The sequence below is a fragment of the Streptomyces sp. NPDC048415 genome (genome assembly GCF_040651675.1).
GTDB lineage: Bacteria > Actinomycetota > Actinomycetes > Streptomycetales > Streptomycetaceae > Streptomyces.
The window spans coordinates 1-20,792 of the sequence record NZ_JBEZKJ010000102.1 but is presented as its reverse complement, the minus strand read 5'-3'; the positions used below and the strand labels follow the sequence as shown (position 1 = coordinate 20,792).

Below are 20,792 nucleotides of genomic sequence, written 5' to 3'. Positions count from 1 at the left end.
GTCCGCCAGCTTAGAGGCGCCGCCAGCTCCAGGTCGTGGTCGCCTCCAGGGGCTCGATGGGGGTGACCAGGCGAGGGTGGGTGTTCAGGCCGTTGGGCGGGCCGGTCTGCGGCTCCACGCACACGGCCGCCTCCTGCTCGTCGTACACGACGACCCACTGCTCGCTGCTGGCGACCTTCAGCTCCAGCTGGCCCGGCCAGGTGAGCGTGACGTCGACTCCGTCGGGCATGCCGAAGCAGTCGTCCCAGGGGCCGGGCTTCGGCTCGATCCGCTTGCCGGTGGGCAGGTGGTCCTCGCCGCGCTCCTCCTGCCACGCCGGGGCGAAGTCGACCCGGACGTCCTCCTGGCCCAGGTTGCGGTGGAACCAGGGGTGCCAGCCGATCTGGGCGGGGAAGGAGTCCTCGTACGTCTCCACGGACATCCTGAGCGTGAAGGCGTCCTCGGTCAGGGTGAAGGCCTGGGTGACGCGGCCCGGGTGGGGCCACGGGTCCACCAGGTCGTACGTGATCACGGCCTCGTTCTTGGTGGTGCGGGCCGGGTGCCAGGCGCCGTCCCGGGCGGTGCCGTGGATGGCGTGGGGCGGGGAGTTGAGGGGCATCTGCTGGACGGTGGCGCCGTCGAGGAACCGGCCGTCGCGGGTCCTTCCGCACCAGGGGACCATCGGGAAGCACCCGAACTTCTCGCCCTGGCGCAGCAGTTCGATGCCGCCGACTCTCAGACTCCCGACCCGTCCGCCGTGCCCCGGCGCCACGGTCACCTCCGCGTCGCCCGCGGTCAGCGTGATGTCTTCGTTACTCACGGAGTTGACCCTACTGGGGCGGGGGCCAAGCGGTCTTCGCCCCCTCCGCCCCTGCCCGTCCCGTACCTGAGGGGCTCCGCCCCCAGACCCCCGTATCGCGCTTCGCGCTCGTCCTCAAACTCCCCCACTCTCGGCTTCGCTCGAGCGGGGGGGACCCCCCACGACGGGCTGAAATCAGCCTCACCGGCGCTTGCGTAGGGCCCGGGTCACGGCGATGGCTGAGGCCAGCGCCAGCGCTGCCGCGGGGGCCGCCCAGCGGAGCGTGGCGCGGGCGGCGGTGGCCTCCGGCGGCGGAACGGGCGCGTAGCGGCCACGCGGCGGCGCGTGGTCCACCTCCTCCGCGCTGCGGCCGATCATCGTCCGGCGCGCATGCGCCGCCTCGGCCATCGCGTCCTCCCCCTCGTCCACGAAGACCTCCCCCACGACGTCGTCGTCGTCCACCAGCGGATCGAGCGCCGGCTCCGGCACCTCGGTCTCGAACACCGATACAGCCTCGGGCGCGGTCGGCGCCGTCGGCGCGGTCGGCGCGTCCGGCTCGGGCTCAGCCGCAGACCCCGCCCCCAGCCCCTCCGCGAAACGGTTCAGCAGCCGCGCGCCCGCGGAGGACACCGCGTCCGGTGGCAGTTCGGCCACCCGGCCGTCCCCGGAGGCCGTGCCGGTGAAGGCGAGGGTCGTGCCGTCGGCGGTGGGCAGGAGCCGGAGCGTGAGGGCGAGTTTCACGGAGCCGGTGCCGCGGGCCTCGGTGGCGTCGCCCTCGACGGCGTAGGAGCCGTCGTCCTGGGCGGTGACGCGGAGGGTGCCGCGATAGGTGATCGTGTGGCCGCCGACGCGGACTTTCAGCCGCCCCGAGACGGGCGGTGTCCCCGCGTCCTGCTGGAGGCCGGGAACCGCCCGCGCCACCCGTACGGGATCGCCCAGCGCCTCCCGCAGCCGCTCTGCCGAAACCGGAACGAACACCTCTTGCTCCATGTCGGCCGAGCCTACCCAGCATGGCCCGAACCGCACCCACGTATTGCGGGATTCCTCCACCTCCACCTCAGTCGGCGTACCGCGGATGCACCAGCGTGGAGGGCGGCAGGCCGCAGGAGAGGCGGGTGCGGGAGGCCGCGCGGACGTCGGCCGTCAGGGCCGCCTTGGTGAGCGTGCGCAGGTGCGGGCCGTGCGGCGGCAGCCGCGGCGGCGGGGGCAGGGCCGTACGGGAGGCCAGGATGAAGCCCCAGTCGCCCGGTGCGCCGCTCGCGCCGCCCGTCGTACGGTCGGGGCCCGCCGCGAATCCGGGCTCCCGGCCGCCCACACGGTAAGGGGTGGTGCGCAGACCGGCCGCCCGCATCGTCGTGTCCACCGTCCAGAAGGCGCGGCGGCGGGCGGACACCGGGCCGGCATGCACGGCGAGGCGGCCGTCGGGGGCCAGGACGCGGCGCGCGAGGCCGTAGAACTCCTGCGAGTACAGCTTGGTGCTCGCGGTGATGCCGGGGTCGGGCAGGTCCGAGATGACCACGTCGTACGTCGCCGGGGCGTCGCGCAGCCAGCGGAAGGCGTCGGAGGTGACGACGTGCACCCGGGGGTCGTCGTAGGCGTGGTGGTTGAGGGCGGACAGCGCCGGGTCGCGGCGCGCCAACCGCACCACCCCGGCGTCGAGTTCGACGACGTCGACAGTGCGCACCCCGGGGTAGCGCAGCGCCTCGCGCGCCGCGAGCCCGTCGCCACCGCCGAGGATGAGCACGCGCGCGTGCGGGCCGTTCATCGCGGGGTGCACCAGCGCCTCGTGGTAGCGGTTCTCGTCACGGCCGCTGAAGCGCAGGCGGCCGTCGAGGAAGAGGTGCAGCGGGCGTCCGTGGGTGCCGCCGGTGAGGACGACCTCCTGCACCCCGGTCTTGAGCGCGACCCGCACGTCCGCCCCGTACACCGCGTGCCGCGCGGCCCGTTCGAAGTCGTCGACCAGCACCGCGGCCGAGGCGAGCAGGCCGAGGACCACGAGATTGGCGACCAGCAGCACCCAGCGCGCCCGGCGGGTCAGGTCCCTCCGGAACAGGCCGAGTACGAGGGCGCCGCCGGCCACCGCGTTCACCGTTCCGGTGAGCAGGGTGCCGGTCAGCTGGCCGAGCAGGGGCAGCAGGAGGAAGGGGAAGGCCAGGCCTCCGACCAGCGCGCCGACGTAGTCCGCCGCGAACAGGTCCGCCACATCGCCGCCCAGGTCCTGGCGGCGGATGCGCTGTATCAGCTCCATGAGGAGGGGGACTTCGGCGCCGATCAGCAGGCCGATCGTGAGGGAGAACGCCACCAGCAGATAGCGGGGTCCGTCCGCCCAGGCGCCGCCCCAGTCGCCGGTCCACGCGAACACCGCGTACAGCGCCATCGCGCTGCAGCCGCCGACCAGCGCGAGCGCCGCCTCGACCGCGCCGAAGCCCGCGGCGGCGCGGGGGCGCAGCCGTTTCGCGGCGAGGGAGCCGACGCCCATGGCGAAGACCATGACGGAGAGCACGACGGAGGCCTGGGTGACCGAGTCGCCGATCAAGTACGAGGCGAGGGCGACCAGTTCGAGTTCGTACACGAGTCCACACGCCGCGCAGACGAATACGCCGGCGAGGACGAGGAACCGCCCGGTGCCCGGACGGACGGGCAGCCGCGCCTGGCCCTGGAGGCCCCAGGGCGGCGGCGCGCCGGGCGGGGCTGGCGCGTGCGGTTCGATCACGGTGGGAACGCTACGTCACGCTGGCGGGGCGCCTCGTCACCCACACGTGTGGAACCGTGGCGGTTTATGGCACCCCGGGGTAGGGGCCACCCCTGGGCCCCCCTGGGACTTCCCTCTGGGCTTCCCCTCTGGGGGCCTCCCTCTGGGCTTCCCCCTGGTGGCCTCCCCTAGGGCCTCTCCTGGGGGCCTACGCCCCCAAACCCCCGTATCGCGCTTCGCGCGCCCGTCCTCAAACTCCCCCCACTCTCGGCTTCACTCGAGCGTGCGGACCCCCATGACGGGCTGATATCTGGCCCCCCACGCGGCTGCAACGCCTCGTCCTCAGACGCCGGACGGGCTGACGACTCGCGCTCCCACCCTCGTCCGCGTCGCCACCAACTGGCCGTCCTGCGGATACGCGTGCCATGTGCGCCAGTGCATCTGGCCCTCGTGGTGCTGGGCCAGCAGGGCGGTGAAGGCGTGCGGGCTGCCGGGGAAGACGCCGGCGAGGCCATGGGGGTGGTCGGAGACCAGGGCCAGCAACTCCTGGGCGCGGCCCGCGAAGGAGCCGGGGGAGAGCACCTCGACGCGGGCCGCGAACTCGTACTCCCAGTCGCCGACCCGCTTGGCCACGCCGAGCGGAAGGGGCGTGCTGCTGCCGGGGATGCAGGCGACGGTCTCCGAGCAACTGCCCCGCGCCTCCTCCAGGAGCACCTGGTGGGACGCGCCGAGAAGTCTCAACTGCAGCTTCGTGCCATTGAGTTCGAGGTCGAGCGTGGCGAGGGCCGGGAGCGGTTCGCGCCCCAGGGTCCAGGCCAGGTCGGCCGCGCGCGTGTCGGTGTACGAGGTTTTCAGGGTCGTGAGCATGGGTCGGCTCCGCTAGCACGCAAAGGTGAGGTGAGGGTCCGGCGCACCCGGTCGGCACCGGGGGAACGGCCCGGTGAGCCCGGTCAGAAGGACATCCGAAGGACACGTCCGAGGGAATGTCCGTTGGTTGTCCGAGGCCTGTCGGCCCAGGGCTGCGTTGGTGATTGAGAGGGAATCATGAACTGTGGCGCCACCACAGCGTTTTTACCCAACTTCGTAGGGTTTCCATCCCCCCGAGGGCTCCACAGCTCAACTGTTCAACTACGGCGTGCGCCCGGCGCGTGGAAGTGCCCGTCGGCAGCCCTGGTTCCGGACCGGTCCGACGGGCACTCCCGTTGTGCCCCGGATGCGCATCCCCCGCTCGGAGCTCAGCTGCCCCGTGTCAGCTGCCTCCGCCGCATCCGCCCCCGCCGCCACAGGAGGACGACCCGCCTCCGCAGGACGAGCCCCCGCCGCACGACGAGTGACCGCCGCACGAGTGGCCGCCGTGGTGCCCGCCGTGATGACCGGACGAGCCGCCGTCGCCGGCCCACCAGCTGCCGCTGCTGCTGCTTTCGCCGTCCGAGTAGCCGCGGCGCGAACGGCGGCCCCCCTTCGACAGGCTGACCTTCTGGCTGCGGTCGGTGGCCATGAAGACCAGGACGAGCACGACGCAGACGACCGCCAGGATGATGCCGATGACCATGGCGCCACCCTCCTTTCGTTCCCCCGTTGCAGCCCCCCGTGGGCCGTGCCAGGGAAATGCCCTCCCGTCTCGCGCGCCAAAGCAGAGTTGAGCAAGTCCAGAGGTTGGGCGCAGGATGACCGGCATGACCTCCAGCGCACGTCCCTTCCTCAACCGCCGGCTCGCCGAGTTCGGGACGACGATCTTCGCCGAGATGTCCGCCCTCGCGTTGAGCACCGGCTCGATCAACCTCGGCCAGGGCTTCCCCGACACCGACGGTCCCGAGGAGATCAGGGAGGCGGCCGTGCGGGCGCTGCGGGACGGGCGCGGCAACCAGTACCCGCCGGGGCCCGGCGTCCCCGAGCTGCGCGCCGCGATCGCCGCGCACCAGGAGCGCCGCTACGACCTGCTCTACGACGCCGACACGGAGGTCCTGGTCACGGCGGGCGCCACGGAGGCCATCGCCGCGACCCTGCTCGCGCTGCTGGAACCCGGCGACGAGGTGATCGCCTTCGAGCCGTACTACGACTCGTACGCGGCCTGCATCGCGATGGCGGGCGGCACGCGGGTGCCGGTGACGCTGCGCCCGCACGAAGGGAGCTTCCGGCTCGACCTCGACGAGCTGCGCGACGCCGTCACCGACCGGACACGGCTGCTGCTGATCAACACGCCGCACAACCCGACCGGCACGGTCCTCACCCGCGAGGAACTCACGCAGATCGCGCGGCTCGCGGTGGAGCGGGACCTCCTTGTGGTGACGGACGAGGTGTACGAGCACCTGGTCTTCGACGACGCCGAGCACCTGCCGCTGGCCGGCTTCCCGGGGATGCGGGAGCGGACGGTCACCATCAGCAGCGCGGGCAAGACGTTCTCGTTCACCGGCTGGAAGGTGGGCTGGGTGACCGCGCCGCCTGCCCTGGTCAGCGCCGTACGGTCGGCGAAGCAGTTCCTCACGTATGTGGCGTCGGGGCCCTTCCAGTACGCCGTGGCCGAGGCGCTCGCGCTGCCGGAAACGTACTTCGAGGCGTTCCGCGCGGACATGCTGGCCAAGCGGGACGTGCTGGCGGCGGGGCTCGCGGAGGCGGGGTTCGAGGTGTTCCGGCCGCAGGGCACGTACTTCATCACCACCGACATCCGGCCGCTCGGCGAGTCGGACGGCTTCGCGTTCTGCCGCGGCCTGCCCGAGCGCGCCGGTGTCGTCGCCATTCCGAACGCCGTCTTCTACGACCACCGGGAGGCGGGCGCGCCCTTCGTGCGGTTCGCGTTCTGCAAGCAGACCGAGGTCCTCCAGGAGGCCGTTAAGCGACTCAAGGCCGCTTGGTAGAGACGCCACGCCGGGGTGGCCTCATTCGTACCCACACGGGTGCACAAAGCTCGCATATTTCCTTTGTGAGACGCACAGTTCGGGTGTGACCCACCCGAGTACCCTCGTTCGCCCCGCTCGCACGGAGCCCGGGGACCGCGCCCGTCCCTCCTGCCCCGCACGTGGTCTGCCGACCGCCGTGGTGACCGCGCTGGGCCTCTTCGCCGCCGCCCGGCTCATCGGCATCACCGTGCTCGCCGGGACCGCCTGGGCCGTCGGCAAGCATCCGCTCGCCCTCCTCGCACGGTCCTGGGACTCCGTCTGGTATCTGGGGATCGCGGCGCACGGCTATGGCAGGACGGTCTCCTTCCGGCCCACCGTCGTCCACAGCGACCTGGCGTTCTTCCCGCTGTACCCGGCGCTCGTGCGCGCGGTCACCGCGCTGACCCCGCTGAACGCGAGCACGGCCGGGCTGCTGGTCTCCTGGCTCGCGGCCGCGGCCGCCGCGTGCGGGGTCTACATGGTCGGAGCGAGGCTGCACGGCCGCGCGGTCGCCACCACGCTGGTCCTTGTGTGGGGCCTGCTTCCGCACTCGGTGGTGCTGTCGATGGCGTACACCGAGCCCGTCCTGACGGCCTTCGCCGCCTGGTCGCTGTACGCGGTGCTCACCGAGCGCTGGCTGTGCGCGGGCGCGCTGGCGGCGCTGGCGGGGCTGGCCCGGCCGAACGGTTTCGCGGTGGCGGCGGCGGTGCTCGCGGCGGCGGCCTTGGAGGTGTGGCGGCGGCGCGGTCGGAAAGTTTCCCACAGGCTGTGGACGGGCGCCGCGCTCGCGCCGCTCGGCTGGGGCGGTTATGTGCTGTGGGTGGGGCGCCGCAAGGGTGATCCGCTCGGCGGGTACTTCGAGGTGCAGCGGCTGTGGGGCTCGCGCTTCGACTTCGGCGCGGGCTCGCTGCGCTTCGTCAGGCATCTTGTGCTGGACGGGGAACGCTTCGTGTTCCCCGTGGCGCTGCTGATCGTGGCGTCGGGCGTGCTGCTGTTCGCGCTGCTGATCGCCGACCGCGCGCCGCTGCCGCTGCTCGTCTACAGCGGCGTACTGCTGCTGATCGCGCTCGGCGGCTCCGGGTTCTTCGAGTCGAAGCCGCGCTTCCTGCTGCCGGCCTTCCCGCTGCTGCTGCCGCTGGCGCGGGCGCTGGTGCGGACGGCGAGAGCCCGGCCCTGGCACGCGACCCTGGTGGTCGGCGCCCTGGCCGGGCTCTCGTTCGCGTACGGCGCGTATCTGGTCGTGATCGCGCACACGCCGCTGTAGGGAGCCGCCCGACGGGCCGCTCCTTGGGACCTGACCCGGAGGACTACTCCTCGTCGTCGTCCTCGGGCTTCTCCGTCTCGTTGATCTCCTGCTCCAGGCCGAGCTGCTCGACGAGCCACTTGTCGAACTCGATGGCGGCGCGCACCCAGCTGACCGTGGAGGACACGAAGTGCTCCAGGCTGACGCCGGTGCCGATCAGCATCTGCGCCTCGCCGATCAGGCGGACGGTGCCGTCGTCGTGGGTGTGGCTGTAGACCTTGGGCCACAGGGTGCGGCGGTTCCAGTCGTCGATGGACTCGAGCAGCGCGGGCTTCTCGTCCAGCTGGTGCGGCCGGTCGTAGAACGTCCGCACCGAGAAGACCTGCTGGTCACCCTCGCCGCGGAACATGAAGTACGTACGGAACTCCTCCCACGGCGCCGCGAGGTCACCCTCGTCGTCGACGACGTACTTCAGCTCCATCTGGTCCAGGAGCTGCTTCACGAGGTCCTGATCCGGGACCACGGGGCCCGCGGGGCCGCCGGACTGCGGCTCGGGCTGGCCCCCGAAATTCGGAATCGAGGACGGGTCGATGCTCACCGTGTATTTCCCTTCGTACGGATCCTGCCATCCTCCCCCATCCGGGGCGGGGGGTGGCAACCCCTGACGGGGCCTGTCGGCCGGGGGGCGGACGCGATCCGGTCATGAGCATGCCGAGGGGCCCGCGGTGGCCTCCGCGGGCCCCGTGTGCATGACAGTGGCGCGCCTGTGGTGACGGCGTCTCGCCGGACCGTCCTGCCCGCGGTTACAGCGTCTTGCCCGTCGCCGGCCCCACGATCAGGCCCTCACCGAAGGCGTCCACCCGGACGGTGTCGCCGTCCTTGACCTCGCCCGCGAGGATCTCCTTGGCGAGGCGGTCGCCGATGGCGGTCTGGACGAGGCGGCGCAGCGGGCGGGCGCCGTACGCCGGGTCGTTGCCCTCGTCGGCGAGCCAGGCCAGGGCCTCGTCGCTGACCTCCAGGGTGAGGCGGCGTTCGGCGAGCCGCTTGGCGAGGCGGTCGATCTGCAGCCGGGCGATCCTGGTGAGCTCCTCCTTGTTCAGCGCCGAGAAGACCACCAGGTCGTCGAGCCGGTTCAGGAACTCCGGCTTGAACGAGGCCCGGACGACCTCGAGGACCTGCTGCTTCTTCTCCTCCTCGCTGGTCAGCGGCTCGACCAGGAACTGGCTGCCCAGGTTGGAGGTGAGGACCAGGATCGTGTTGCGGAAGTCGACCGTCCGGCCCTGACCGTCCGTCAGCCGTCCGTCGTCCAGCACCTGCAGGAGGACGTCGAAGACCTCCGGGTGCGCCTTCTCCACCTCGTCGAGCAGCACGACGCTGTACGGGCGCCGGCGCACGGCCTCCGTCAACTGGCCGCCCTCCTCATAGCCGACGTACCCGGGCGGGGCGCCGACCAGCCGGGCGACGGTGTGCTTCTCGCCGTACTCCGACATGTCGATGCGGACCATGGCCCGCTCGTCGTCGAAGAGGAAGTCGGCGAGCGCCTTGGCGAGTTCGGTCTTGCCGACACCGGTCGGGCCGAGGAAGAGGAAGGAGCCGGTCGGGCGGTCCGGGTCCGCGATGCCGGCGCGGGTACGGCGTACGGCGTCGGACACGGCCTGGACCGCCTCCGCCTGACCGATGAGCCGACGGCCCAACTCCTCCTCCATACGCAGGAGTTTCTGCGTCTCGCCCTCCAGGAGCCGTCCGGCGGGGATGCCGGTCCAGGCGCCCACCACGTCGGCGATGTCGTCCGGGCCGACCTCCTCCTTGACCATGGTGTCCTTGGCGGCTTCCTCCTCCGCCTCGGAGGCTGCCTCCAAGTCCCGCTCCAGGGTGGGGATCTCGCCGTACAGCAGCTTGGAGGCGGTGTCGAAGTCGCCGTCGCGCTGGGCGCGTTCGGCCTGGCCGCGCAGCTCGTCGAGCTTCTCCTTCAGCTCACCGACGCGGTTGAGGGACTGCTTCTCCTTCTCCCAGCGGGCGGTCAGACCGCGCAGCTCCTCCTCCTTGTCGGCGAGGTCGCGGCGCAGCTTCTCCAGCCGCTGCTGGGAGGCGGGATCGGTCTCCTTGTCGAGGGCCAGCTCCTCCATGCGCAGCCGGTCCACCGCGCGCTGGAGCTCGTCGATCTCGACGGGGGACGAGTCGATCTCCATACGCAGCCGGGACGCGGCCTCGTCGACGAGGTCGATGGCCTTGTCGGGCAGGAAGCGGGAGGTGATGTACCGGTCGGAGAGGGTCGCGGCCGCCACCAGCGCGGAGTCCGCGATCTGCACCTTGTGGTGGGCCTCGTAGCGGCCCTTGAGACCGCGCAGGATCGCGATGGTGTCCTCGACGGTCGGCTCGGCGACCAGCACCTGCTGGAACCGCCGCTCCAGGGCGGGGTCCTTCTCGATCCGCTCCCGGTACTCGTCCAGCGTGGTGGCACCCACCATCCGCAGCTCACCGCGGGCGAGCATCGGCTTGAGCATGTTGCCCGCGTCCATGGCGGTGTCGCCGCCGGCACCGGCGCCGACGACGGTGTGCAGCTCGTCGATGAAGGTGATGATCTGCCCGTCGGAGCCCTTGATCTCGGCGAGCACGGTCTTGAGCCGTTCCTCGAACTCACCGCGGTACTTCGCGCCCGCGACCATCGCGCCGAGGTCGAGCGCGACGAGCCGCTTGTCCTTGAGGGACTCGGGCACGTCACCCTTCACGATCCGCTGGGCGAGCCCCTCGACGACGGCGGTCTTGCCGACGCCGGGCTCACCGATGAGCACGGGGTTGTTCTTCGTGCGGCGGGACAGGACCTGCACGACCCGGCGGATCTCCTGATCCCGGCCGATGACGGGGTCGAGCTTGCCCTCACGCGCCGCGGCGGTGAAATCGGTACCGAACTTTTCGAGTGCCTTGTACTGGCCCTCGGGATCCGGGGTCGTCACCCGGCGCCCTCCCCTGGTCCTCTGGAACGCCTCAAGCAGCTTTTTCGCACTGGCGCCCTGCTGGGAGAGTACGTCGCCGCTCTGGCCGCCCTTCGCGGCGATACCCATGAGCAGGTGCTCCGTGGAGAGGTACTCGTCCCCGAGGTCCTTCGCCCGCTCGCCGGCGTCGGCGATGACGGCGAGCATCTCGCGGTTGGGCTGCGGGGGCGCGACGGTGGACCCGGTCACGCTGGGCAGGCCCGCGAGCACACGCTCGGTCCCGGCGCGGACAGCCGCCTGGTCGGCGTCGACGGCGGCCAGCAAGTCAATGATGTTCTCGTTGTCCTGCCCCTCCAGCAGAGCCAGCAGCAGATGAGCAGGGGTGAGGTCCGGGTGCCCTCCCGACACGGCCCGGCTGCTGGCCGCGTTGATCGCGTCCCGGCTCCTGTTGGTCAGCTCGGCGTCCACGTTCGCGTTCTCCTCCTCCTGGTGTCCCTGACCGTTTTCCCTGACCCGGTCAACGTACACAAAGTTGAGTCTATTTCACTCAAGGATGGAGCGGGAAGGGGTACGAATGATGGAGTGGAAGGGGTGACGACGGGCGGCCAGGAAGTACATTCGGGCCTCATGGCTACGTACCCGGTCGACCCGCGGCAGCCCGACGCCGCCTACCTCAGCTTCTGGCGCGAGCGGCACCTGTGCACGCTGACGACGCTCCGGCCCGACGGCACCCCGCACGTGGTGCCGGTCGGCGTCACCTACGACCCCGAGAACGGCCTCGCGCGGGTGATCACCAACAAGTCCAGCGCGAAGGTGGGGCACGTGCTGGCGGCGGGGACGGAGGGAGCGCGCGTCGCGGTCTGCCAGGTGGACGGCCGCCGCTGGGCCACGCTGGAGGGGCGGGCGACGGTGTCCGTGGACCCGGCGCGGGTGGCGGAGGCGGAGCGGCGGTACGCGCAGCGGTACGGGCGGGTGCCCTCGCCCAACCCGTCCCGGGTGGCGATCGAGATCGAACTGACCTCGGCGATGGGACGCGGCTGATTCCGGCCGCTCTCGGTATGCGCCGATACCTGGAGGTTTCACGTAAAACTGCAGCGGCGTCACCGTGTTCAGGTCACGGTGACGCCGCTGCGGGGGGAAGTACCTGCGCGATCTACTACGACGGGGGAATCGCGTCAGGCACTGCGGGGGGTGGCTGCGATGGTCTGTACTTCCGGGGCTTCCGGCTCGTCCAGCTGGTGGTCGCGCTGGTCGAGGTTCACAAAGATCATTCCGTATCGAATGGCACACCTCACTGGCTGCGGCGCCCCCCGAGGCCGCCGCAGACACCGGTACGCCCGTACGTCCTCGTCCTCGTCGCGGGTGACCACCACCGGCTCCCCGAACACGGTCACCATCAACGAGTCACCGCTGTGGGGGATGGCGGTGACCAGGTCGATGAAGTGCCAGCCGGAGCGGTAGGCGGTGGCCATTTCTCGACGGAAGGAGCGGTCGTCGGGTGGCGTCGTCATCTCCCACCACCGGCAGACGTGGACACGGCTACCGCTGGCCAGGCGCTGTCCGCCCCGATGTCACCCTTCCCGTCGGAGAGGCCACTCAGCGCTCCGAATGCCACAACGGCGGAGAAGGCGGCGACAAGCACCGAGCGAAGCATTCTGTTACGCATAGTCGGCTTCGTCCTCACTTGAAGGTCCCCTCTTCCCCCGTCGAATACGACGATGGCTCATTCAGGCACGTCATGACCACATAATCGATGCATCATGTTCCTGCACGTTCAGGACCCTGGGGGGTGGAGATTTGGCAACGAATCGAACTAAAGCGACACATCCCCATCCGGTGACCGAGCTGTGCGAAGAGGGAGGCCGCCTTTATGCGAACGCCCTACGCACCGGACGCATCGCCCGCGCGGATGTGGAACCGGCACCTTGCTTGATGGAGTATGCCCTCCTTCACCCCGATCCTGACGACGCGAACTGGCTGCGCCCCGTCCCCGCGTCGGTCGCCCTGGCGGAGCGGCTCAATCCCATAGAGCGCGAGATCAGCGAGCGCAGGCGGCGGTCGATCGAACTGGCCGACGCGTTCGAACCGTTCATGGCTCTCAGCGCGCAGGCCACGGCGCCCGCTCACGCGATCACTGTGCTGGAGGGCGGCGAGCGGATCAATGCGGCACTCGACCTTGCCACGGCCCAGTGCCGGACCGAGATGCTCACGGTCCAGCCGAGTGGCAACCGCCCCGAGCGGGGCCTCCTTCGGGGGCTGGAGCGCGACAGGCCGTTGATCGAACGTGGTGTGCGCATCCGTACGCTCTACCAACACACCGCCCGCTACAGCCCCGAGAAGCTGGCCTACGTGGATCAGCTCTCCACCGGCAAGGCGGAGTACCGCACGATCGACGAGCTGGTCGAGCGCCTCATCATCTGCGACGAGACCGTGGCCTTCATCCCCACCCGGGACGACCAGCAGGTCGCCCTCGAGCTGCGGCATCCGGGCCTCGTCCGCTACCTGATCAAGGTCTTCGAGTTCCTGTGGGACCGCGCGGTCCCCCTGAGCACCGGCGCCCCCTACGAAACCGCCCCCGACGGCATCACGGACATCCAGCACTCCATCGCGAAGCTCCTCGTAGAGGGTCACGTCGACGAGGCCATAGCCCGCCGCCTCGGCATGAACGTCCGCACCTGCCGCGCCCACATAGCCAAGTTGGCCACCGCGCTCGGCAGCGGCAGCCGGGCCCAACTCGGCTTCCTCATAGCCCAGTCAGGAATCCTGAACAAGGATCACTGAATGCCGACGGAGCCGGCCCAACTCGGCTGCCTCATCGGCCGGTCGGGGCTTCCGGAGCAGGGACAGTGAGGGGCGGAAGCTCGGGGGAGCGGGGCGGGCCGTCCAGGCCCGCCTGGGCGATGCGGACGCCCAGTTGGGTGCGGCTGGCGGCGCCCAGGGTTTCGGCGAGGCGGGCGATGTGCGCGCGGCAGGTGCGGACGCTGATGCCGAGGCGCTCCGCGACCACCGCGTCCTGGTGGCCCTCCGCCAGCAGGGCCGCGATCGAGCGCTCCCGGTGGGTGATGCCCTCGATGCCCGTGGACGGGAGCGGGGAAGTCAGCGGGATCGCCAGGCGCCACAACCGCTCGAAGACCGTCACCAGGTAGTCCACCAGGGCCGGGTGGCGCAGCTCCAGCGCTATCGTGCGGTCCGCGTTCGCCGGGATGAAGGCGACCGTGCGGTCGAAGAGGATCAGGCGTTCGACGACCTCGTCGAGGGTGCGGGCCTCCGCCGCGTCGCCCATCAACTCCATGTAGTTCAGCAGGCCCTGCCCGTGCCGGGCCACATGCGTGTACAGGTCGCGCATGCGTACGCCGCGGCGGCGCATCTCCAACGCCCGGTGCAGACCCTCGAGCAGCTCGTCCTCGCGCCGGATACCGCCCGGCTGCACCGTCAGGACCTCGCTCACGCACTCGTCGGTCGCCTTGTCCATCGCGGCATGGATGCGCGGCAGTCCGTCCAGGACACGGATCGCCGCACCTTCGGTCGGCGCCTGGACGCGTCCGCCGAGCCCCGCGTACCACTCGAACGCGGACACCGCGTCGCCCACCCGCGCCTGGCTCGCGCTGACCTCCTCGTACACCCCGCGCAGCAGCCGCGTCATGACCTCCTGCGGCGAGGTCGGCACCAGCCAGCCCATGTCGTCGGGGTCGGGGTGCAGCAGCGCCAGTTCCAGCAGGCAGGGCACCGCTTCCGCGTCCTGGCGGGGCACACGGCCGCGCCGCACGGCCCGGGAGTACACCCGGTCTCCGGCCTCGCACAGTCGGTCAGCGCCGTGCGGATGCGTGTCCGTCCCGTGCCCGGCCATCTCCCACCCCTGGCTCCAACCCCTGGCGTAAGCCACACGTAAACAGCGTCTTCCGCAGCGCAACTATGCGCGGCCCCGTCCGGCATCGCAACACGGCTGCCCCGGCCTCGCACGCCCTTTCGCCCGCCTTGATACCCGAACCTCCCCACCTCCGCCCGGCCCCTTGCAACAAGATGACGGTCCTGGGCGCCCGGACAGCCGATACGGCACGTCCGAAAGCCGCGTGAGCTGCCGGAAATCGCCGAGTGATCGGCATGTTACGTACCGCACTTAACGTCAGGCCATGGCGGACATATTTGACGCGTACGCGTTGGCCGATGCGTGGGACGAGATGTTTGTGCGGCCGGGTGAGGTCAGGACCGCCTATGAGCCGGTGCTGGCGGCACTGCAGCCGATCGAACCGGGTGAACTGCGGTTCCGCGCCGATCAGATGGCCCGGGCGTTCACCGACCGGGGCGTGACCTACGCCTTCGCGGGCGAGGAGCGGCCCTGGCCGCTGGATCTCGTGCCGCGCATCCTCGACGCGCTGGAATGGGATCTCATCCAGCGGGGGGTCGCCCAGCGGGTCAAGGCACTCGAGGCCTACCTCAGCGATGCCTACGGCCCCTGCCGTGCCTTCGAGGACGGCGTGGTGCCATGGCGGCTACTGCTCAACTCCCCTCATTTCCACCGAGCCGCGCACGGGATCGAGCCACCGGGCGGCGTACGCGTTCACGTCGCCGGGATCGATCTCGTGCGGGACGAGGCCGGGGACTTCCGCGTCCTCGAGGACAACGTTCGCGTGCCGTCCGGCGTCTCGTACGTGATCGAGAACCGGCGCGCGATGACCCGGATCTTCCCGTCCCTCTTCGCCGAGCAGCACGTCGTGCCGGTGGACGGGTACGCGCAGAAGCTGCTCGCGGCGCTCAGAGCCGGGGCCCCGGACGGGGTGGCCGACCCGCGTGTCGTCGTCCTCACCCCCGGGCCGAGCAATGCCGCGTACTTCGAACACGCCCTGCTGGCCCGGCTGATGGGCGTGCAGCTGGTGGAGGGGCACGATCTCGTCTGCCGCGCCAACCGGGTCTGGATGCGGACGACGCGCGGCGAGATGCCGGTCCATGTCGTATACCGGCGCCTCGACGACGACTTTCTCGATCCGCTGCACTTCCGGCCCGACTCGGTGATCGGCTGCCCGGGCATCCTGAGCGCGGCGCAGGCGGGCACGGTCACCCTCGCCAACGCCGTCGGCAACGGCATCGCGGACGACAAACTGCTCTACACCTACGTCCCCGATCTCATCCGCTACTACCTCGGCGAGGAGCCCGTCCTGCCGAACGTCGAGTCCTACCGGCCGGACGAACCCGGCCAGTTGGATGCCGTGCTCGACCAGATCGATCAGCTCGTCATCAAGCCGGTTGACGGGGCGGGCGGCCAGGGCATCGTCATCGGGCCGAAGGCCGACCGGGAGACGCTGGAGCGCACCCGTGCGGCCGTCGCCGCCGATCCGCGCGGCTGGATCGCCCAGCGGCCGGTCGCCCTGTCCACCTCCCCCACCCTCGCGGGCGAGGGTATGGCGCCGCGCCACATAGATCTGCGCCCCTTCGCGGTCAACGACGGAAGTGACGTGTGGGTGCTTCCCGGCGGGCTCACCCGGGTCGCGCTCCAGGAGGGCAACCTCATCGTCAATTCCAGCCAGGGCGGCGGCTCCAAGGACACCTGGGTGCTCGCCGAAGGTCCCGCCGAACTCCCCGCCGAGGAGATCGGCGGCCCGGTGCCCGAGGTGGTCCCCCGCCAGCTCGGACCCGACGGCGCCCCCACCGTCGTACAGGAAGGGGCACAGCAGCAGTGAACGACGTGATCCTCTCCCGGATAGCCGAAGCGCTCACCTGGACCGGCCGGTACGTCGAGCGGGCGGACGCCACCGGCCGCATCCTTGACGCCTATCTGCACCGTCTTCTCGAAGACCCGTGGCGCGACGAGGACGTGGCCTGCCGCTCGCTCTACGCCATCCTCGGCGTCGACGCGGGCGGCGAACGCGTCGACATGCAGCAGGTGCTGGACAAGCTCGCCTTCGACGCGCACTCCACCTGCTCCATCGAGGGCGCGCTCGGTGCGGCCCGCCTCAATGCCCGCAGCGCCCGCGAGGCGGTCTCCTCCGAGATGTGGGAGTGCCTCAACTCCACCTGGCACGCCCTCGCCGACCAGCGCCTCGCGGCCCGCCGCACGGGCCCGTACGCCTATCTGGAGCTGGTACGCCGCCGGGCCGCCCTCTTCTTCGGGCTCGCCGACTCCACGATGAGCCGGGACGACAGCTGGCGGTTCGTGGTGCTGGGCAGGAGCCTGGAGCGCGTGGACATGACGGTGCGGCTGCTGTCCGTGCGGGTGCTGGACGCGGCGCACGCGCCGGACTGGCCCACCCTCCTCAGTGCGAGCGGTGCCGACGAGGCTTATGCCCGTGTTTATGGCGGCTTCGGTGACACCCCGCGTGTGGCCGAATTCCTTCTCCTGGACCGTGACTTCCCGCGCTCGGCGCTGCACGCGCTGACGACGGCCGAGGAGTGCCTCTCGGCGCTCGGCCGCCCGCGCCAGGACCCGGCGCGCCGTCCCATAGGCCGCACGCGAACCCGGCTCGAATACCTCGACCTTGCCGCCCTGGAGGAGCAGCTCCCGCTTCTGCTGCGGGACTTGCAGCAGGCCTGCAGGGCGTCCGCCGAGGCGGTGGCGGAGAAGTTCTTCCCGTACCAGGGGCCCGTCGAGTGGGCCCAGGAAGGAGCGTGAGCGACGTGAGTACGCCAGCGACGCGCCGGCTCCGGATCCGGCACACCACCCGTGTCTCCTACGCGCAGGCCGCCGTCTCCTCGCACAACGAGGTCCGTATGACGCCGCTGACGCTCCCCGGACAGACGACCCTGGACGCCCGGGTCACCGTGAACCCGTCCACCGCCACCTGGTCGTACTGGGACTACTGGGGCACCCAGGTGACGGGCTTCGACCTGATGGAACCGCACGCCGATCTGACCATCACGGCATCGAGCCTGGTGGAGACGGCACCGCCGGCACCGCTCGGGCCCGCGCCCACATGGCCGGAGGTGACCGACGCGACGGCGTCCTCCCGCCTGCTGGAGTACGCGGCACCGACCAGCCGTACGACGGTGTCGCCGGACCTGGTGGAACGGGCGAGGTCTCTCTCGTCCGGCCTCGACCCCCACGAGACCGCGGTGGCCGTCTCCTCGCTGGTCACCGACCGGGTTTCGTACCTCCCCGGTGCCACCGGCGTGAACACCGGCGCCATGGAGGCCTGGGAGCAGGGCGCGGGCGTCTGCCAGGACATCACCCACCTCACCGCGGCCCTCCTGCGCGGCCTCGGTCTGCCCACCCGTTACGTCTCCGGCTACCTCCACCCCGAACGCGACGCCGAACTGCACCGCCCCGTCGCCGGCCAGAGCCACGCCTGGATCGAGTACTGGGCCGGCGACTGGACCGGCTACGACCCCACCAACAGCACCCGCGCCGCCGAGTCCCACGTCGTCGTCGGCCGGGGCCGCGACTACGACGACGTGACCCCGCACAAGGGGGTGTACCGAGGGGTGGCCGGGGGGCCGCCGGACGTCACGGTGGAGTTCACACGCGTGGCGTGAATCCGCCCACGTGGTCGGGCCCCGGGAGATCCCGGGGCCCGTAGACGGCGTGCCCCGCGCCGGTGGCGAGGGCCCAGTAGCGGTCGCCGTAGGACCAGTGCCACCACTCGGTGGGGTAGTTGACCAGCCCGACGGCGGTCAACGCCTCCCCGAGCAGCCGCCGGTTGGCGCGCGCCCGCACGCTGATGCCGGCCGCCTCGGTGTAACAGGCGCCGCCGCTTTCCTCGGGGTCGGCGTTCACCCGCGTTCCCATGTCGAGCTCCCGCCCGTCCGCGCCGACCAGCGTGAGGTCCACGGCGGCACCGGCACTGTGCGGGGCGATCTCGGGCGGGGACACGTACCGGCTCGTGGCGTTCAGGAGCCGTTCGGCACCCCAGTCAGGGTTGCTCGCGCGCAGTTCGTCGGCGTACCGCTCGAAGTAGGACCGCTGCAGGGCGGGCGGCCGATACCCCTCGACGAACAACAGCCGTACGCCGTCCGGCAGCAGGGCACCGGCCTCCAGGAGCCTGCTCAGCACGCCTTCCCGCAGATGCGCGAAGGCCCCGGAATCGTCCCGTCTCCGTGCGTCGACGGGAAACGGCTCCTCCGCCCGCACGTCCAGGAGCGGCTCCGCGCAGTCCACGACGGGTATCGCGGCGATCTTCGGATCTGACATCAAGACGATCTCGGTCATGAATGGATCATGTCGCTTTCCTTACCAGCCTGGGGCTGTTGGCAAGGTTGGTGACAGCCGTCGTCCCGCAGCGGCACATCACATCGTGGCCCAGCTCCTGAGCAGGGCCTCGCGGGCCGGGCGCCAGGGGGTCGTGTCCGCGCCGTCCGTGCGGGCCCAGTCCAGGAGCCGGGTCACGTTCGCCGTGCCGGTCGTGAAGTGGTGCAGGAGGTCGAGGGAGAGGTCGTACTCGGACTGCACATAGCCGCCGACGGCGGCGGAGTGGACGGTGAGTTCGGCCTTCTCCTCGGCCGTGCGGACGTGCAGCTCGAAGGCGGACGGGGCCTGGCCGCCGCCCGCCGCCAGGCCGACAACCGTGTCCCCCACGCTGCTCACCAGCCAGCGGGTGCTCGAACGCACCGGGGCGTAGTGCACGCTGAGGGCGCGCACGTCCGCCCAGGCCCAGAACCCCCGCTGGTCCGTGCCCACGGCCTGGATCCCCTCGGGAGTGAGCCGTACGCCGCGCCCGTACCCCTCGGGCTCGGCGCCGACGTACACGCTCTCCTCAGTGATCCAGAACAGGCCGATCATGGCCACGGGTGCCTCCAGCGATATGACGTCGGTCATGAGGTGAGACACCGGCGGACCGGGAACGGTTCAGCGAGAACGCCAGGGGCCTACTTGAGACCGATCGCGTTGCACGCCGCCTTGTACGCCGCCGTGCAGATCTGCTTGACGGTGTAGATGCCGTCCTGGACCACTGTTTCGTGGATGTTGGTCCGGGTGAGGGCGACGACGGGCACGAGCTGGGCCGGGACGTCCTTGTTGGTGGGGCTGGTGACCTTGTCGCGGGTGAGGGCGTCGAACTCGATCGAGCGGCCCTGGACCCTCGCCACGGCCATCTCGGCGGCGGCGCTGGCCTCCTGCGGGTACGACTTGTAGACGCTCATGTACTGGTCGCCCTTGACGATGCGCTGCACCGCGTCGAGCTCGGCGTCCTGGCCGGTGACCGGCGGGACCTTGCTGACGCCCGCCGTCTTCAGGGTGTCGATGACAGCGCCCGCGATTCCGTCGTTGGCGGAGTAGACACCGGCGATGTTGCCGAGGCCGACGGCCGCGATGGCCTTCTCCATGTTGGCCTTGGCGTTGACCGGGTTCCAGTCCTTGGTGTCGTACGTCTGGGCGATGCCGACCTTGTCCTTGAGCTCGGCGAGGGCGCCGGCCTTGAACTGCGCCGCGTTCGGGTCGGTGGTCGCACCGTTCATCATGATGATCTTCTTCGACGCCGCCCCGGAGCCGAGCTTCTCGATCAGGGCCTTGCCCTGGACCTCGCCCACGAGTTCGTTGTCGAAGGAGATGTACGCGTCGATCGGGCCCTGGGCGAGGCGGTCGTAGGCGATGACGGGGATCCCGGCGTCCTTGGCCTTCTGCACGCCGCTCGCGATGGACTTGGAGTCCACCGCGTCCACGAGGATGACGTCGACCTTGTCGTCCACCATCTGCTGGAGCTGGCGGCTCTGCTTGGCCGCGTCCTGCTCTGCGTTGGCGTAGACGACCGTGCCCTTGTTGCTGGTGAGCTTCTCGACCTGGTCCTTGATGATGGGGTAGTCGAACTTCTCGTAACGGGTGTTCTCCTTCTCCGGGAGGAGCAGGCCCACCTTGATGTCGTCGCCCTTCGTGGGGCTGGCCTTGGTACCGCTGCCGCCGATCCCGCCCACGACGCCGCAGCCGGCGAGGGTGACGGCCATGGCGGACGAGGCCAGGGATATGACGGTACGACGCAGACGGGTGTTACGAGTGTTCACATCAGGTGCCTTCCGGGCGAGGTTGCAGCATTGCGACCCAGGTGGCTGAAAGCCAACGCGGCGATCACCTCAGCGTCAAGGAGTAACCACTTAACGAGATGGCAACGGCGTTCTGTGTTCCCCAAGTGAACACGATGGGAAGAGGGTACGCACCCGTCTTCCAGCAATCCCCTCGGCTTCACTCTGAGTCACACATCCCGACGGGCCCCGCGGTGATGTACGACACGCGCGAAGGGGCCCGGAGGTCGATGACCTCCGGGCCCCATCGCGCGTGCGGGCTCTATTCCGGTGACCGCTTCGGGCGCCACACCACCAGCGCGCTGGTCTGCTGGACCTCCTGGTACGGGAC

At 70.7% G+C, this 20,792-nt stretch carries 19 protein-coding genes; 7 read left to right on the top strand and 12 right to left on the bottom strand.

Annotated features, from left to right (window positions below):
• Nucleotides 1–10 precede the first annotated feature (10 nt).
• The 5 genes from AB0D27_RS38435 to AB0D27_RS38415 all read right to left on the bottom strand — a co-directional run bounded on the left by AB0D27_RS38435 (nucleotide 11) and on the right by AB0D27_RS38415 (nucleotide 5,022).
• Complete coding sequence (locus AB0D27_RS38435) at nucleotides 11–799, bottom strand: aldose 1-epimerase (protein ID WP_362518288.1); 789 nt, start codon at nucleotides 797–799, stop codon at nucleotides 11–13.
• 180 nt (nucleotides 800–979) lie between these two features.
• Nucleotides 980–1,768, bottom strand: coding sequence for an SRPBCC family protein (locus AB0D27_RS38430; RefSeq protein ID WP_362518285.1), 789 nt, complete (start codon nucleotides 1,766–1,768; stop codon nucleotides 980–982).
• Nucleotides 1,769–1,835: 67 nt separating this feature from the next.
• Nucleotides 1,836–3,491 carry a polyamine aminopropyltransferase gene (locus tag AB0D27_RS38425; RefSeq protein WP_362518282.1) on the bottom strand — a complete coding sequence of 552 codons (1,656 nt, stop codon included), beginning with the start codon at nucleotides 3,489–3,491 and terminating at the stop codon, nucleotides 1,836–1,838.
• 321 nt (nucleotides 3,492–3,812) lie between these two features.
• The gene (locus AB0D27_RS38420; RefSeq protein ID WP_362518279.1) at nucleotides 3,813–4,337 is read right to left on the bottom strand and encodes a DUF2617 family protein; all 525 of its coding nucleotides are present in this window, start codon (nucleotides 4,335–4,337) and stop codon (nucleotides 3,813–3,815) included.
• 382 nt (nucleotides 4,338–4,719) lie between these two features.
• A complete protein-coding gene (locus AB0D27_RS38415) occupies nucleotides 4,720–5,022 on the bottom strand; it encodes a hypothetical protein (protein WP_362518277.1) in 303 nt (100 codons plus the stop codon).
• 115 nt (nucleotides 5,023–5,137) lie between these two features.
• Between AB0D27_RS38415 and AB0D27_RS38410 the strand changes: the two genes are divergently transcribed.
• Nucleotides 5,138–6,325 carry a pyridoxal phosphate-dependent aminotransferase gene (locus AB0D27_RS38410; RefSeq protein ID WP_362518274.1) on the top strand — a complete coding sequence of 396 codons (1,188 nt, stop codon included), beginning with the start codon at nucleotides 5,138–5,140 and terminating at the stop codon, nucleotides 6,323–6,325.
• Between the two features lie 181 nt (nucleotides 6,326–6,506).
• Nucleotides 6,507–7,610 (top strand): hypothetical protein, encoded by a 1,104-nt coding sequence (locus AB0D27_RS38405; RefSeq protein ID WP_362518307.1) that lies wholly within the window; start codon nucleotides 6,507–6,509, stop codon nucleotides 7,608–7,610.
• 43 nt (nucleotides 7,611–7,653) lie between these two features.
• Here AB0D27_RS38405 and AB0D27_RS38400 read toward each other — a convergent pair whose 3' ends face one another.
• Nucleotides 7,654–8,187 carry a YbjN domain-containing protein gene (locus AB0D27_RS38400; RefSeq protein ID WP_362518272.1) on the bottom strand — a complete coding sequence of 178 codons (534 nt, stop codon included), beginning with the start codon at nucleotides 8,185–8,187 and terminating at the stop codon, nucleotides 7,654–7,656.
• A 205-nt stretch (nucleotides 8,188–8,392) separates the two neighbouring features.
• Entirely contained in the window at nucleotides 8,393–10,990 is a 2,598-nt protein-coding gene (gene clpB, locus AB0D27_RS38395; protein WP_362518305.1) for an ATP-dependent chaperone ClpB, read from the bottom strand.
• A 159-nt stretch (nucleotides 10,991–11,149) separates the two neighbouring features.
• On the opposite strand from clpB, the gene AB0D27_RS38390 reads away from it, so the two are divergent.
• Nucleotides 11,150–11,563, top strand: a complete 414-nt coding sequence (locus AB0D27_RS38390) for a TIGR03618 family F420-dependent PPOX class oxidoreductase (protein ID WP_362518269.1) — start codon at nucleotides 11,150–11,152, stop codon at nucleotides 11,561–11,563.
• Nucleotides 11,564–11,697: 134 nt separating this feature from the next.
• Here the strand turns inward: AB0D27_RS38390 and AB0D27_RS38385 are convergent, their stop codons facing one another.
• Complete coding sequence (locus AB0D27_RS38385) at nucleotides 11,698–12,033, bottom strand: hypothetical protein (RefSeq protein WP_362518268.1); 336 nt, start codon at nucleotides 12,031–12,033, stop codon at nucleotides 11,698–11,700.
• A 286-nt stretch (nucleotides 12,034–12,319) separates the two neighbouring features.
• Here AB0D27_RS38385 and AB0D27_RS38380 point away from each other — a divergent pair, with 286 nt between their 5' ends.
• Nucleotides 12,320–13,303, top strand: a complete 984-nt coding sequence (locus AB0D27_RS38380; protein WP_362518266.1) for a helix-turn-helix transcriptional regulator — start codon at nucleotides 12,320–12,322, stop codon at nucleotides 13,301–13,303.
• A gap of 31 nt (nucleotides 13,304–13,334) precedes the next feature.
• Here the strand turns inward: AB0D27_RS38380 and AB0D27_RS38375 are convergent, their stop codons facing one another.
• A complete protein-coding gene (locus AB0D27_RS38375) occupies nucleotides 13,335–14,369 on the bottom strand; it encodes a helix-turn-helix transcriptional regulator (protein ID WP_362518263.1) in 1,035 nt (344 codons plus the stop codon).
• Nucleotides 14,370–14,652: 283 nt separating this feature from the next.
• Here AB0D27_RS38375 and AB0D27_RS38370 point away from each other — a divergent pair, with 283 nt between their 5' ends.
• Genes AB0D27_RS38370 through AB0D27_RS38360 form a run of 3 tightly spaced genes read left to right on the top strand, consistent with a single transcriptional unit; the run spans nucleotide 14,653 to nucleotide 17,986 of the window.
• Nucleotides 14,653–16,197 (top strand): circularly permuted type 2 ATP-grasp protein, encoded by a 1,545-nt coding sequence (locus AB0D27_RS38370; protein ID WP_362518261.1) that lies wholly within the window; start codon nucleotides 14,653–14,655, stop codon nucleotides 16,195–16,197.
• Entirely contained in the window at nucleotides 16,194–17,126 is a 933-nt protein-coding gene (locus AB0D27_RS38365) for an alpha-E domain-containing protein (protein ID WP_362518259.1), read from the top strand. The genes AB0D27_RS38370 and AB0D27_RS38365 overlap by 4 nt, the downstream gene beginning before the upstream one ends.
• Nucleotides 17,123–17,986 (top strand): transglutaminase family protein, encoded by an 864-nt coding sequence (locus tag AB0D27_RS38360; protein ID WP_362518256.1) that lies wholly within the window; start codon nucleotides 17,123–17,125, stop codon nucleotides 17,984–17,986. The genes AB0D27_RS38365 and AB0D27_RS38360 overlap by 4 nt, the downstream gene beginning before the upstream one ends.
• Here the strand turns inward: AB0D27_RS38360 and AB0D27_RS38355 are convergent.
• From AB0D27_RS38355 to AB0D27_RS38345, 3 genes are all read right to left on the bottom strand, one after another.
• Nucleotides 17,970–18,659, bottom strand: coding sequence for a M15 family metallopeptidase (locus AB0D27_RS38355; protein WP_362518253.1), 690 nt, complete (start codon nucleotides 18,657–18,659; stop codon nucleotides 17,970–17,972). The genes AB0D27_RS38360 and AB0D27_RS38355 overlap by 17 nt on opposite strands.
• 78 nt (nucleotides 18,660–18,737) lie before the next feature.
• A complete protein-coding gene (locus AB0D27_RS38350) occupies nucleotides 18,738–19,265 on the bottom strand; it encodes a hypothetical protein (RefSeq protein WP_362518251.1) in 528 nt (175 codons plus the stop codon).
• A 50-nt stretch (nucleotides 19,266–19,315) separates the two neighbouring features.
• Nucleotides 19,316–20,443 carry a substrate-binding domain-containing protein gene (locus AB0D27_RS38345; RefSeq protein WP_362518248.1) on the bottom strand — a complete coding sequence of 376 codons (1,128 nt, stop codon included), beginning with the start codon at nucleotides 20,441–20,443 and terminating at the stop codon, nucleotides 19,316–19,318.
• Nucleotides 20,444–20,792: the final 349 nt, after the last annotated feature.

Bases quoted from the DNA above. Each gene is read 5' to 3' on its own strand.
- AB0D27_RS38430 (WP_362518285.1), bottom strand. From the start codon at position 1,768: ATGGAGCAAGAGGTGTTCGTTCCGGTTTCGGCAGAGCGGCTGCGGGAG.
- AB0D27_RS38420 (WP_362518279.1), bottom strand. From the start codon at position 4,337: ATGCTCACGACCCTGAAAACCTCGTACACCGACACGCGCGCGGCCGAC.
- AB0D27_RS38355 (WP_362518253.1), bottom strand. From the start codon at position 18,659: ATGACCGAGATCGTCTTGATGTCAGATCCGAAGATCGCCGCGATACCC.
- AB0D27_RS38375 (WP_362518263.1), bottom strand. From the start codon at position 14,369: ATGGCCGGGCACGGGACGGACACGCATCCGCACGGCGCTGACCGACTG.
- AB0D27_RS38350 (WP_362518251.1), bottom strand. From the start codon at position 19,265: ATGACCGACGTCATATCGCTGGAGGCACCCGTGGCCATGATCGGCCTG.
- AB0D27_RS38385 (WP_362518268.1), bottom strand. From the start codon at position 12,033: ATGACGACGCCACCCGACGACCGCTCCTTCCGTCGAGAAATGGCCACC.
- AB0D27_RS38390 (WP_362518269.1), top strand. From the start codon at position 11,150: ATGGCTACGTACCCGGTCGACCCGCGGCAGCCCGACGCCGCCTACCTC.
- AB0D27_RS38415 (WP_362518277.1), bottom strand. From the start codon at position 5,022: ATGGTCATCGGCATCATCCTGGCGGTCGTCTGCGTCGTGCTCGTCCTG.
- AB0D27_RS38370 (WP_362518261.1), top strand. From the start codon at position 14,653: ATGGCGGACATATTTGACGCGTACGCGTTGGCCGATGCGTGGGACGAG.
- AB0D27_RS38410 (WP_362518274.1), top strand. From the start codon at position 5,138: ATGACCGGCATGACCTCCAGCGCACGTCCCTTCCTCAACCGCCGGCTC.